General features: G+C 58.2%; 13 protein-coding genes. 5 read left to right on the top strand and 8 right to left on the bottom strand.

Features of this window, described 5'->3' with window-relative positions:
- On the top strand, positions 1-669 hold a 669-nt coding region (locus tag WBP53_RS01040), incomplete at its 5' end, for a PQQ-dependent sugar dehydrogenase (protein WP_423925052.1).
- 251 nt (positions 670-920) lie between these two features.
- Here WBP53_RS01040 and WBP53_RS01035 read toward each other — a convergent pair.
- From WBP53_RS01035 to WBP53_RS01015, 5 genes are all read right to left on the bottom strand, one after another.
- Complete coding sequence (locus tag WBP53_RS01035) at positions 921-1,325, bottom strand: SRPBCC family protein (protein ID WP_423925050.1); 405 nt, start codon at positions 1,323-1,325, stop codon at positions 921-923.
- A 227-nt stretch (positions 1,326-1,552) separates the two neighbouring features.
- A complete protein-coding gene (locus WBP53_RS01030; RefSeq protein ID WP_423925048.1) occupies positions 1,553-1,942 on the bottom strand; it encodes a DUF1428 domain-containing protein in 390 nt (129 codons plus the stop codon).
- Positions 1,943-1,954: 12 nt separating this feature from the next.
- Entirely contained in the window at positions 1,955-2,437 is a 483-nt protein-coding gene (locus tag WBP53_RS01025; protein WP_423925046.1) for a VOC family protein, read from the bottom strand.
- The gene (locus WBP53_RS01020; protein ID WP_423925044.1) at positions 2,434-3,141 is read right to left on the bottom strand and encodes a glutathione S-transferase family protein; all 708 of its coding nucleotides are present in this window, start codon (positions 3,139-3,141) and stop codon (positions 2,434-2,436) included. Before WBP53_RS01020 ends, WBP53_RS01025 begins: the two co-directional genes overlap by 4 nt.
- Positions 3,138-3,779 carry a TetR/AcrR family transcriptional regulator gene (locus WBP53_RS01015; protein ID WP_423925042.1) on the bottom strand — a complete coding sequence of 214 codons (642 nt, stop codon included), beginning with the start codon at positions 3,777-3,779 and terminating at the stop codon, positions 3,138-3,140. The genes WBP53_RS01020 and WBP53_RS01015 overlap by 4 nt, the downstream gene beginning before the upstream one ends.
- Positions 3,780-4,197: 418 nt before the next feature.
- On the opposite strand from WBP53_RS01015, the gene WBP53_RS01010 reads away from it, so the two are divergent.
- The gene (locus WBP53_RS01010; protein WP_423925040.1) at positions 4,198-5,826 is read left to right on the top strand and encodes a hypothetical protein; all 1,629 of its coding nucleotides are present in this window, start codon (positions 4,198-4,200) and stop codon (positions 5,824-5,826) included.
- Between the two features lie 223 nt (positions 5,827-6,049).
- On the opposite strand, the gene WBP53_RS01005 is transcribed toward WBP53_RS01010, so the two are convergent.
- The 3 genes from WBP53_RS01005 to WBP53_RS00995 form a co-directional block, all read right to left on the bottom strand.
- Positions 6,050-7,015, bottom strand: a complete 966-nt coding sequence (locus tag WBP53_RS01005) for a YHYH protein (protein WP_423925038.1) — start codon at positions 7,013-7,015, stop codon at positions 6,050-6,052.
- Positions 7,016-7,043: 28 nt separating this feature from the next.
- Positions 7,044-7,685, bottom strand: coding sequence for a hypothetical protein (locus WBP53_RS01000; protein ID WP_423925036.1), 642 nt, complete (start codon positions 7,683-7,685; stop codon positions 7,044-7,046).
- A 508-nt stretch (positions 7,686-8,193) separates the two neighbouring features.
- Positions 8,194-9,675 carry a catalase gene (locus WBP53_RS00995; RefSeq protein WP_423925034.1) on the bottom strand — a complete coding sequence of 494 codons (1,482 nt, stop codon included), beginning with the start codon at positions 9,673-9,675 and terminating at the stop codon, positions 8,194-8,196.
- A gap of 549 nt (positions 9,676-10,224) precedes the next feature.
- Between WBP53_RS00995 and WBP53_RS00990 the strand changes: the two genes are divergently transcribed.
- The 3 genes from WBP53_RS00990 to WBP53_RS00980 form a co-directional block, all read left to right on the top strand.
- A complete protein-coding gene (locus tag WBP53_RS00990; protein ID WP_423925032.1) occupies positions 10,225-10,587 on the top strand; it encodes a hypothetical protein in 363 nt (120 codons plus the stop codon).
- Between the two features lie 38 nt (positions 10,588-10,625).
- Positions 10,626-11,570 carry a hypothetical protein gene (locus WBP53_RS00985; RefSeq protein ID WP_423925030.1) on the top strand — a complete coding sequence of 315 codons (945 nt, stop codon included), beginning with the start codon at positions 10,626-10,628 and terminating at the stop codon, positions 11,568-11,570.
- Positions 11,571-12,052: 482 nt separating this feature from the next.
- Positions 12,053-12,505 (top strand): hypothetical protein (locus WBP53_RS00980; RefSeq protein WP_423925028.1); only part of this gene is annotated, 453 nt, incomplete at its 3' end.

The raw sequence follows: 12,505 nt of genomic DNA, 5'->3' as shown, positions 1-12,505 counted from the left end.
AGCGCACTCTTTGCAACCGTGGGTTCGAACAGCAATGTCGGCGAGAATGGCATGCAGGCGGAAGAAGGACGCGCAGCTATCTGGAAGATCGACCCGTCATTGCGAAGCAAGACGCTTTACGCAACCGGATTGCGCAATCCCAATGGGCTGGCCTTTGAACCCACCAGCGGCATGCTGTGGACAACAGTTAACGAGCGCGATGAGATCGGCAGCGATCTGGTGCCGGACTACATGACATCAGTCCGCGAGGGAGGATTCTATGGGTGGCCGTACAGTTACTTCGGTCAGCACGTCGACGTGCGCGTCAAACCTTCTCGACCGGACCTCGTTGAAACGGCACTCGTGCCCGACTACGCCCTGGGTCCACATACGGCTTCCCTGGGTCTGGTCTACTCAAGTTCAACGGCCTTGCCCGTCCGCTTTCGCAACGGCATGTTCATCGGTCAACACGGATCCTGGAATCGCAATCCCCCCAGCGGCTACCGCGTTATCTTCGTTCCGTTTGCGCAAGGCGAGCCCAGTGGGGAAGCGTTGGACATCCTCACCGGATTCCTGAGCGAGGAGAACACGGCCTATGGGCGCCCCGTCGGTGTCGCCATCGGCGGAGACGGTGCGTTATTGGTCGCAGATGATGTCGGCAACGCAATCTGGCGCGTCGTCGCGAACTGATCGTGATGGGGCAGTGGAATATGACGGAGACATTCTGGACTCCTCCCGACTGCTCCGGTTGTTGTTGTGTGTGTCCAGTTTGGCTTCTTCCTGCGTGTTCACGCAGTCAGCTCGTTCAAACCCGTCGGTGAAAATCGAACCGTCCGGCCACTGCCTTCTTGTCGATCCGGGTGACGCTGCCTCGAGCTGGATGTCACTGACAACCTGGGTTGCGCAAGCCGCAGGTCAGGGATTGCGCAACTTGTTGTCCCTTAGCCTTCGACGTGGCGCCTGAAGTTGTCGAGAATCGCTTGCCAACCGTCGCGTTGCATTTCAACCGAGTTCTCTGTTTCTGCGTCAAATTCAGTCATGACTCGAGTGCTGCTGCCGACAGGCTCGAATGTGGTGCGCGCCTTGCGACCGTCGCACATCGCGAGCGTAACTGCGCTGTTTGGCGCAACCTCTTCGTAGACGCCCTCGAAATCGAAGCCGAAGCTGCCGTCCTTCGCCTCCATGCGCGCCTTGTGGACACCGCCAACTCGCAAGTCCACTTCTGCCCACGGACAGCACCAGTCGTCGGATGCGAAGTTCCATTGGATGATGTCGGCAGGGGTGGTGAAGGCGTCCCATACCTGCTCGACGGGTGCCGCAATGAGGGTCTCGATCGTGATCTTCATCGGGTGATGCTCTCTGTCTGTTCGCTGAACTCATGTTCGTCCTTTCGGGCGATGATTGTCTCGGTGGCCAGCGAGACTGGCTCTTGTCGAGCCCTGCTGGTGATGCCGTTGTGCGCGGCCACCGCGCCATCGCATCGGCAACCATGAGGGCGCGGCTGTGCTCGTGGATCCCGCCAGCCATGGCCTACTGCTGCGTGACAACGCCAGGCATGACTGTGCGACTGTCGTCAGGATTTGCTTCGGAGTTCAACCACCGGCGCGAAACCGCCGAAGATGAGGCGCTTGCCGTCGAAGGGCATCGGGTTCTTTGAGGGATCCATGCGGGGGTCGGCTTTTTCCGGGTGTTCCATCCACTCTTTCATCTTGGCAAATGCCGCGTCGCGTGTCGGCTTGTCTGGCCACTCGATCCAGGAGAAGACGACTGTCTCGTCATCCTTTGCCTGCACGGCCTTGCGAAAGTCCGTGACTTTTCCGTCTGGCACGTCGTCACCCCAGCATTCGAGAATGCGAGTAGCGCCGAGATCCATGAATACGCTGTCGCCCAGATTGGCATGGTCGATGAACGTCTGTTTGTTGGCGGTGGGTACCGCGATCACGAAACCGTCGATGTAGCTCATCACTTTTCTCCTTCAGTTTGAATTGACTGCCGCTTCAAGTGTGGCAATGTCGATCTTTCGCATCGTCATCATCGCGTCGAAAGCGCGCTTCGCCTTGCCATGGTCAGAGCTCGTCGTCAGATCGAGCAGGATCTGCGGCGTTATCTGCCATGAAAAACCCCAGCGGTCCTTGCACCATCCGCAAGCGCTCTCGGTGCCTCCATTGCCGACAATCGCATCCCAGTATCGATCGGTCTGTTCCTGGTCGTCGGTGACAACCATGAAACTGATGGCCTCGTTCGGAGTGAAGTTGGGTCCGCCATTCAGGCCAACGAATCTGCGTCCGAGCAGGGTGAATTCGACCGTCAGTTCGCTGCCTTCCCGGCCACCGGGGAAATCACCCGGCGCGGTGTTCGTGCGAATGATCTGGCTGTCGGGAAAGGTGGCGGCATAGAACTCGGCCGCCTTGCTGGCTTGACCGTGGTCGAACCACAGGCAGGTAGCGAGATCAGTCATTTCATGGACTCCTTGTGGTTGGCAATTGGGGATTGATTGCAGTCCGTCGAGGCGGCGTTGAAACAGGCAAGTTGGGCGTTGAACGCTCGTTTGAAGGCAGGTCGTGCCTCGCCGCGGGCCACATAGGTCAAGAGGTTCGCGAACTCTTCAAGCAGGCCCGATCCTGCCAACCTGCGAAGAACGTCGATCGTCATCAGATCACCGACGCTGAATGCCCCGTCGAGCCAGTCGGCTTCACCGAGGCGGTGAGACAGATCCTTCAGTCGATTGCGAAGCCGGTCATCAACAGAACTCATCCGTTGTTCGAACCAGGATTCTTCGCGTTCGCAATACTCGACCACTTCACGTTCGACTATGGGCGGCTCGATCGTGCTGAGTGCCGCGAACACCCAGCTTGTCGCACGCGCCCGAGCATCTGCATCCTGCGGTAGCAGTCCCGTGTGGTGGTTCGCGATATGCAGAACTATCGCGCCTGATTCAAACAGGATGAGATCGCCATCCTCGTAGGTTGGGATCTGCCCGAAGGGCTGGTGCGATCTGTGTGCGGCTTCCTTCATCGAAGCAAAGGAGACTGGACGGACATCGTAGCGCTGGCCGACTTCTTCCAGCGCCCAGCGAACGCGCATGTCTCGCGCCATTCCCTTGCCCTCATCGGGCGAGTGTTCGAATACGGTGATCACGGGTTTGGCTTGCAGATTCATCATGGTGCCTCGCGCTTGGAGCGCGTGGTCTGAAACAGCAATTCGATATAGCGACGCAGATGGTCGACGCTCTCCTTGGCCACATCCCGATCACCCGTGGCCTTGGCCAGGATGAACGCGCCCTGCAGTACCGCCTGGGTGTGGAGGGCCAGGCTCGCAGGCGTCCAGTCCGCTTGAACACCCCGCGCTGACATGGCAGCCGCGATATCTTCTTCGAGGGTAGCGGCATGCCCGAGGATGCTGGCGGCACAGGCCTCGCGAATCTCGGGGTAGGTGTTGTAAACCTCTTGTGCCATGGTGCCGACCAGACAGGTGAACTCGGCAAGATCACCGTCGATGATTGCATTGCGAAAATCGATATAGCCGAGCACCCGGTCGAGGGGATCCTTGTGGGCGTGGTAGGGCGCGCTTCGAAAAAATTCCGAGGTCGTCGTCGCCCAGTGCTCTGCTGCCGCGGTGCCCAGAGCCTCCTTGCTCTTGAAGTTGTGGAAGAAAGCGCCCGAGGTCACGCCCGCGGTGTCACAGAGGTCGCTCACGGTGGTAGCCGTAAATCCCTTGGTCCGGATGACATCACGGGCGGCCTCGAGGAGGCGAGTACGGGCGTCACCACGCTCGGGATCTTGTTTGGTAGGTCTGGCCATGACTGAAACATACCGAGTACGTGGTATGTATGTCAATACCGAGCAGCGAGCACGAGGCCAGTTGATCGCCGGATAGCCACCCTTTTCGGCAGGCTGGCATCGCCCTTCGTTGCACCTGCCCACGCTTCCAACTCACTTCCGCGGTTGCTGGGTCCAGCCAGCTGCTTGGCATCGCCCATACGCGTCCTCGTCTGTCTTTCTAGCCTGGTGCCAGCGCCTGAGCTGGAAGTTGTCGAAATATTCGCCAGGATTCAGCGATTTGAGGAACATTTGATGGAATTTTGATGGTTTCTATAAGCCTCCGGACAAGCAACCCGTGACGATGAATGGGAGAGCCAACCCTGAGACAGGACGGGTTGGCTTCGACCTTCATACGTTGCGGAGAAGCTTGATGCGTGTTCAGTTTCTATTCTTGCTGTTGATTTTGGTATTTGCCACGTCTATCGAGAGTCGGGCGGGAGTGGTCATCCCCGATCGGCCAGCGCTCCATGCGCATTTTGACAACAAGGCGGTGGGGCAGCCAATCGGTATACGTGGCGCAATGTTCGGTGAGCCGATCGGCCTGTCCGGCCTTGATGCAGCGGTGGTCGAGGTGACGCCCGGACACAACCTGCTACGAATCAGCAACGACTTGAGCACCAACGGTGCGCGGCGGTCGCGCTGGCAAATGATGGGCAATGCCGAGATCATCGAAGGCGAGGCAAGAATTTCCTTTGACCTGACCGCGAGTGCCCGGGACAGCTTCAGCATTCTCGTTCGTGAGAGCATCAGTTCCTCGAAGTCCTTCCTCAGCCTTTCTTTTAGTGCTTCGGGATCGATCACGGCTTCCGATGCCAACGGCTCAATCGGCACCGCCAGCGACGCGTACTTCGCCAATGCGCCACTGCATGTTGATCTGGTGTTCGACATGGATGCCAGGACCAGCACGATCATCCTCGGCGGCACGACGCTGGCCAAGGGGCGAGCATTCGGAATTGCCGACCGCGGCATCGGTGCCGTCCTGTTCGGCTATTCGACCCTATCCAGCGGAAGTTCATTCGACCTCGACAACCTGACAGTTAGCGGCACCTTGCCATTCCCGGTTGCCCTCGAAGCCGATTTCGAAGACAAGACCGCCGGATTGCCGATCGGAATGGGCGGGGCCAGCCTGCATGAGCCCCACGCCAGGAATCCGGGCCTGGATGCGGTGGTCATCGAGGAAGCGCCGGGCGTGAACATTCTCGACATGGCAAGCACGGACGACTCAACCACGCAGGTCCTGCGCTGGCAGTTCCTCGATGATCTGGAGGTCCGCTCAGGGCTTTTCATCCTGGATTTCGATGCGGCGATGACCGCACGGGATCGATACGGCATCTCGCTGCGTGAGCGAACCAGTTCGGCACAGACATTCATGTCGTTGTCGTACCAGTCAAACGGCACCATGGCGGTATCCGACAACAATGGCACTGCGTTTTTCGATGGTGTCAGCTATGACGCCGGGCGGGTTTACCAATACCGCGTGAGCTATGACATGGATGCCGGCATCTACGAGATCTTCCGTGATGGCATTCCGCTGATCCGGGAGCGCGCCCACGGCGTCACATCAAACGGCATTGGTGGCCTCCTCTACTCGATCAGCAATGGCGCACTGTCGAGTTCGCATCTGCAAATCGATTCATTGCGCATCTATCTGAGCAACGCCGAGGCGATCTCCGCTGATCTGGAATTTCTGCAGGAGCCGTCCACGGGTACCGAGAATCAGCCTGTGACACCTGGCTACCAGGTGGGCGTCGTGAATATCCTCGATCAGCCGGTGCCCGATGGCACTCCGGTAACGCTTGAGATTGCATCGGGATCGGGGCCTGCCGGCGCAGCACTGGCCGGCGCCACGTCAGCGACCACGGCAGGCGTTGCGACATTCGCCGCACTGACCTTCGACATGCCGGGCACCTATCGCCTGGTCGCGCGCAGCCTTGATGCGACCAGGCTCAACAATGTCGATATGGTCGTCGAACAGAGTGACGTGCTTTTTGCCGATGGCTTCGAGGAAGCCACTGGTATCAACTGACTCCGAACAACAAGCGCCAGGATGTTCCACGCTCACGGAAGAGCCACTTCTCTCAAAAGAATTCCGGGGCAGCTTGTACCTCAGGCATTCCGCTCTTGGTGCGCTTTTAGGGAAGTGCACCCCGACCCGACTTTCCGCTCTTTCATTGTTGCAACTTGATTCCACGCGTCCGGTGTTTGGGCAGCGCGTCGGTGGCGAATCATGCATGCCTGCGTTGCGGGTTCTACTGCCGGCAGTACTCGCCCGAGTCTATTGTGCCGCCACTGGTTACCGTTCGCGTGACGAAGTCATAGCAGCCGGGCTTGTCGGAAGGCGTGTAGCGAATGTAGTAGTCCTGACCCTTGAAACTGTAGTCCATGCTCCGGCTGCCATCTGCCTTTTCTTTAAAGACGAGATTTTCAACACCACCTTGTGGTGGCCGTCCGGGCGCAGCGCCGCTCCCATCTGCCGCCGATAGCGGCCGCACGCGCGGAAGCCGATCGAAGTCGGCTACCTTTCCCATCAGACACTGCACGATGTAGGGTGCCTTGGCCGAGGTGTGATAACGATAGCCGAAGGTCTTGTCGGCCTGTCCATTGCACAGGTCCAGATCTCCCTCGGCGATCAGCGACCCATCCGGATTGTTGTCGCCATAAATAGGAAAGCCATCGAAGGCCCAGCCGATGATCGCATGGTCACTGGCGTTGGCCATCTTTGCGATCATGCAGTTCGGTTTGGCGTGGTAGTGATAGTCATCTCCGCGCCCTGCATGCCCGCCACAAACATCGAGCTGTCCTGTCTGAAGCGTATCGTGATGAGCCTGATGGTGGGTCAGATCCGCCTGGCTCATCTCGCCGCCCGCGGTGTAGTCGTAGATGGGCACGCCGTTTACCGCTACACCCAAGGCAGCATCCCGAGTTTGCGGCTTTGTGCCGAGCGTCGGGGCAAGGATGATCGGCGCAGCGTACTCAGCCGGGACCGGAACTTGCTCGTTCGTTCCGATGATTCCGGTCATCTTCTCGTGATCCGGGTAGGTGTCGGAGTGGAGGAGTGCGTGACTGTCCGTGCAGGTCACGGTGACACGCGCAGCGAAGCCCGCATCAGCAACCGACTCGGTGACAGCAGCGCAGTGGTCTTCATGGGCGGCAGCGCTGAATGCGACGGCGGTCAGCAATAAGCTGCTCATCGCCAGTTTGGCTGGATAGGTCATGTCTGTGGCTCCGTACTGCCGCGGCGAGTCACTTGACTAACACGCGACAGAGAATGGTGTTGCTTTGCTCAAGGTCGGGCCCCCAGATCAACTTCGCTTCGGATACCCAGTCGATCCGGTCATAGCCGTCTTTCGGACTGACTTCACGTTCGGAATAGACGCTTGCCTTCGGCCAGTTCGAGGCATCGAAGCCAGCCTGATCCCAGCCTTCGGGCTCATCCAGAATCTGAAAGGTGCAGGCCCCTTCGCCTGCAACGGGGTTTGCCTCGCGCTCACAGGACTTGTCCAGCGGCGCGCTGTGAATGACCAGGCACCGCCACTCAGCATTGCTGGCCGCGACCGTCGCACCCGAGCCATCCTTGATCTGCACAATGACGCCCCCGTCCCCCATTTGCTGTCGCCTGGTGCCGATATATTCAAGGCCGGAGTCGTTTTGTCTGAAGTCCTTGGCTACGAGGCCAATGACGAAAGGCCGCTTGGCGACGAACTCAAAGCTCTCGGCATTGAACGAGCGTTCGGTCGTGATGGGTACGCTGTCTTCGGCAACCTGGGTACCGTTGATTCGCATTTCAAACCAGTTGTCGGCCCAGACGTCTGCGCTGAATGTCTCCGCAGAGGCTGTGGCCGAGGAAAGGCAGAGTGCTGCGAAAGCAGCGATGTGGAGTTTCATTCTTCAATCCTCATTGGGGCTACCTGACAAAGCCGGTGACATGGAGTCGCTGGCGTCGACATGTACGTGTTGGAACACTGGATTGGTGTCGGTCTAGGGGGCATGTCCGCGCCACCCCAACCGCGGTTCAGATGACCTTGGAGACGATTTCTGCCTGGTTGGAGCAACTCTAGTGAAAAAATATGCAGGGAGGATGGAGGAATCGCGGCTGCCCAACGCCGCGCGGCATTCCAGTCGCGGACTTGGACCCATTAAGGGGCATGACGGGGGTATTCAGACCCCGAGGAGTTCGTGCGTGCCGTGTCGGTCGCTTCTTCAGACAGCGCGCTGCCTTGAGGTCACGCTATCGGGGTGGCCTGGCTCATTGCAGTCGGCGTATCGATCTGACCGCTGCTGCGAAAAGGACAGGCCAGGATGCGAACAACCATGACACCCGCGGATATCGCGGGTGTCATGGCTTGGTTCTGAAGTGGCTTCTAAAAATGTGTCCGCAGTCTTGGGCCAGGCCTCACTGCTGGCTGACGTTGCCGCCGAGCGCATTCAATGCAGTGGCTACACCTGCGCCATAGGCCGGATCGGCCTTGCTGCAGTTGTCGACATGGCGCTGCTTGATGAAATCGGGCGCATCACCCATCGCGCGGGCCGTGTTGTCGAACAGCGCCTGCTGCTGTGACGTCGTCATCAGCCGAAACAGGTCGCCGGGCTGTTTGTAGTAGTCGTCATCGTCTTCGCGGAAATCCCAGTGATCGGCGTTGCCGCTGATCTTCAATGACGGTTCGCGGAACTGTGGCTGTTGTTGCCACTGATGGAAGCTGTTGGGTTCGTAGTGCGGCAGGCTGCCGTAGTTTCCGTCAACGCGACCGATGCCGTCGCGATGGTTGCTGAGCACGGGGCAGCGCGCGGCATTGACGGGGATCTGCTGGTAGTTGGTACCCAGGCGGTAACGCTGCGCATCGGCGTAATTAACCAGGCGTGCCTGCAGCATCCGATCGGGCGACACGCTGATGCCAGGCACCAGGTTTGAAGGCGCGAAGGCACTTTGCTCGACATCGGCAAAGAAGTTCTTCGAGTTGCGATTGAGTTCGAATTCACCAACTTCGATCAGCGGGTAGTCCTTGTGCGGCCAGACCTTTGTCAGGTCGAACGGGTGATAGGGCGAGGTTTCCGCGTCGGCCTCCGGCATCACCTGTACATACATTGTCCACTTCGGAAAGTCGCCGCGCTCGATGGCATCGAACAGGTCGCGCTGGTTGCTCTCGCGGTCACTGCCAACTATCTCGGCGGCTTCGGCGTCGGTCAGGTTCCTGATGCCCTGCTGCGTGCGGAAATGGAACTTTACCCAGAAGCGTTCGCCGTTGGCGTTCCAGAAGCTGTAGGTGTGCGAGCCAAATCCATGCATGTGGCGGAAACTGGCCGGAATGCCCCGGTCGCTCATCACCACGGTGACCTGGTGCAGTGCCTCGGGCAACAGCGTCCAGTAATCCCAGTTGTAGGTGGCGCTGCGAAGGTTGGTGTGCGGGCAGCGCTTCACCGCCTTGTTGAGATCCGGGAATTTGAGTGGATCGCGGATGAAGAACACCGGCGTGTTGTTGCCCACCATGTCCCAATTGCCTTCCTCGGTATAGAACTTCAACGCGAAGCCGCGGATGTCGCGCTCTGCATCGGCAGCACCGCGCTCACCGGCCACGGTCGTGAATCGGGCGAACATCTCGGTTTTCTTGCCAATCGCATCGAAAATCTTCGCACGGGTGTATTTCGAAACGTCGTGGGTGACGGTGAAGGTGCCGAACGCGCCCGAGCCTTTCGCATGCATCCGCCGCTCGGGAATAACCTCGCGTACGAAGTTTGCGAGCTTTTCGTTGAGCCAGACATCCTGCGCCAGCAGCGGTCCTCGTGGGCCGGCGGTGAGACTGTTCTGGTTGTCAGGAACCGGGGCGCCGAAATCAGTGGTCAGGTGGGTCGGTTTGGAAGTATCGATCGGCTTGCTCATGGCGCGGGCTCCTGGAGAGGTAGTTCCATCACTCTAGAAGCTCTGCTCGACGCAGGGAAGTCAATTGATACGATCAGTCTCATTGGCGCTGCCTATCGATACGTAGCAGCCGTTAGCGCACTATTGATGAAGCCGGGAGGTTGGGTCGCCAGGAGTTTTCTGGGCGGGCCATCCGGTATTCCGGGAAGGGTGATGAAAGTTCGGGGCAGGTTGTGCATTCCGGGTTGCCAGGCTGTTCGTCGCGTTGTGGGATGCGTGCTTTGACGAGACTTTCAAAGAGTGACTCTCCGGACCTCAGCCCACGACTGTAATGCCTGCTATCTGGCGAGGACAGTGCGGGTCAGGCTCGCGAGTGTGCATGGCCAGGTTGGACTCCAGTGTTGGACTCGGATAGTGCACTAGTATATTAAGGTATAACGTAGCATCTGCGCGGTTGACTGCCCGTGCACTTGAATATAGCCTGAGGCGGGTATGAGAAAAATCGAGGGGTCCTAAATTAACACTCTACTTAAAGCGTGCTTCCTGACCATTTTTTCGCAGTTGTTGCTTGTGGGCGAACTGGATGCGCAGGAGTATATTTTCAGCGATGGGTTCGAGGGGTGCGCCCCGGGACAAAAGCTGTATTGGGATGGGGGCGGTGATGCCATCTCCTGGGCCAGTCCCGGAAATTGGCAAGGCGATGTCATTCCTGCTGACGGTGATTCCGTTTCCATCCCGATTCCAAATCCGCAGGCAATTGTATACGGCAGTTCGTTGGGAGTTCGCAGCGTCCGCTGTCTTGAATCAAATCGGGGATTGTCAGTGACGGGGGGAAGCCTGGAAATAGTGAACGCCGGAAGTGTCAACTCCAGCATCACCGTGACCAGTGGGGATATCAAAGTGACTGGCCGCTTGCGGGTGGAAGTCCAGTGAACGACAACCTCCGTATCAGCCAACCAAAGAGAAATACCATGAGTAAAATTCAAGTCGGGACGATAGCGCTGCTGCTTTGTGTGGCGTCCAGCGCGCAGCCTTTACAGGCACAAAGTGCCACCGGCTACGCCGGCTACTTCTCCAGCCCCAACGGCATCGGTGTGTATGGCTACAGCAGCGGCGATCGATCGGAGCCCAATCCGTTGGCTCCGGGCGTCTACGGTGAAAGCAATCAGGGTGTAGGCGTTTACGGCCGCGGTGATATTTCGAATACTCAAAGCTTCAACAATGAAGGCGGCTATTTTGAAGGAGGGAAGGGCATCTATGCCCGCGGCACGGATTCTGCTGGCTCATCCGGATACGGCGCACGAATCTTCAGCACCAATTATCGCGGCATGTTTGTGCAGGGTGGTTCTGCCTTTTTCGATGCCTATTTTGGGGGTACCGCAGGCATAAGCACGGCAGGAATTGTTGACCGTCTGGCTGCGACCCAGTCATTGGTTGTAAATATGGGTACCAGCCCCATCGAGCCGGGCGATCTGGTAGCAATGACTGGTGTTGTCCCCTCACTGGAAAGCGGACAAGCGATGTTGGGAGTGGCCAAGGTAAATGCCAGCAATCTGAATGCTGTCATCGGGGTGGCCAAGCAATCAGTTCAGAACAGACTCGTTTCCTTCGAAGATGGCAGCGAACACGTCGACTTTCAGCCGACAACTGGCCGGGCCGATCCGGAAAACTATCTTGTTGTCATCACTGGGGGGCTGGCGCCGGCAGTAAATCTAAGCAATCTGGCGTTGGTATCCGACGGGAAGATTGGCGAAAGAATCTCACTCGGAGCGAAAACGGATGGCGAATTGGCTCTCGTACTGAACCGGGAGATCAGTCGCTCACCCTACCGAGCATCCGCCATCACCATAGGTAAAGTGGCTGGTGCCATCGACGAAATCAGCGGCACGATTCCCATGTTTATCGATATCGACTAGGTATCAATCGTGAGGTCGGAAAAGACCGCGATACTCGGAAACCCGGACGCAATCCGGGTCAGGTGGCAGTCCTGATCCGGAAAGCTGGTCCGGGGAGCCATCATACTTGCGAGGCATTCGGGTCGAGCGTGTTGGAGTCGCACGTCTCGATGAGCAAAGCACGCCCAGGTCCGTGTCTCTACAAGCGATTGGCTTTCCGTCACTCGTAGATCCCGCGGACGATGAAAGCTGCGCCGGCAGCAGTATGGGCCAGGCAAATGCCCGTCTTGCCGCGCATGTACGATTCGAAAGCAAGGTAGAACCAGAAGACTCCAAGCAGCGCCAGTGCTGAAGCGATCTATTTCCTGTTCATTTCAGTTACTTGCGGCAATGGTGTTGTCACCTCTACACATTGCGCATTCGATTGGATGGGGCTCCCTGGTTCATCCTTGGAAATTTCGCAGGTCAGGACGATACTCAGGGCATCAGCAGGAGAATCTCCCATGCGCCATGCCGCAGCAATGATATTTTGCCTTTGCGCGCTGCTTTCGGCTTGTGGCTCGCAGTCCCAGGAGCTGATCCAGCCCGAGACCGGAGTTATCAGCGAAGGTGAGTACCGGTATGCTCCTATCGGTTGGCGCATGTCGATACCCTGGCGGTGGGATGTGCTTTCCGAAGCGGAAGTGAAGGCAACGACAGGGAAAGGCCGCGACCTTTTCGAGATGGCTGCGGGTGAGGAGCTGGTCGACCTTGAAACCCAATTGCTGTACCTGAGCTACGGCGCGCGCAACAGGTTCACTTCCTCCGTTTCGCCGTTCGATGTTTCGCTGGGTTCCGAACAGGAACAGGTCGCCGAGACGATCAAGTTGATTCTCGAAGCGTACCAAGCGAGCAACTTGCATCCACGACTGGCTAAGCATGAAACCGAAACCATTGACGGAATCCGCTTCGATCTC

The sequence above is a fragment of the Dokdonella sp. genome (assembly GCF_049593775.1).
Taxonomy (GTDB): domain Bacteria; phylum Pseudomonadota; class Gammaproteobacteria; order Xanthomonadales; family Rhodanobacteraceae; genus Dokdonella.
The sequence above is the reverse complement of the archived record's forward strand: the minus strand, read 5'-3'. Positions and strand labels throughout refer to the sequence as shown.